Annotated in this window: 1 protein-coding gene; it reads right to left on the bottom strand. The window is 49.6% G+C overall.

The window, feature by feature from the left end; all coding sequences use genetic code 11:
* A partial coding sequence (locus tag K0040_RS20070; RefSeq protein ID WP_228110448.1) for a helix-turn-helix domain-containing protein occupies window positions 1–478 on the bottom strand: 478 nt, incomplete at both ends.

Consider the following 478-nt stretch of genomic DNA (forward strand, 5'->3'; position numbering starts at 1 on the left):
GCGTTCAAAAGCTGTAAATCCTGCTTTGCTTCCGCCCGGTGTTCCGGGTGTTCTTTCATCAGGTCGGACAGGGAAGCCGTTGCTATCTCGATAAGCTGGTTTCTTGCTGTTATGCCTTTTGCCGCTGTGTCCTGAAAATAAATCCGTATCAAATCTATCAGCTTAGGAAAATTCCTGTGTTCCAACAGGCGGTTGAGGATTTGCACATCAACAGCACCCGTCACGAGCCCCCTCACGGCTCCCTCGGACAAGCCTAATTCAGAAATATCGTAGCTTTTACGGACGCTCACGGTGGATAAGCCCAGTATGTAGTCTGTCGATACCTTAAATTCCTTTGCCACGCCTATGAGAATATCACTGCTGACCGTTCTCGTTTCGCCGCTGACAATGCGGCTCAACTGGGAAGCGGAAACCCCTATCTTCTCCGCAAGTTCCTTTTGTGTGATGTGGTTCCCGTTGCATAAATCGGAAATCCGCT

Source organism: Terrisporobacter petrolearius, assembly GCF_020748185.1.
Lineage (GTDB): Bacteria > Bacillota > Clostridia > Peptostreptococcales > Peptostreptococcaceae > Terrisporobacter > Terrisporobacter petrolearius.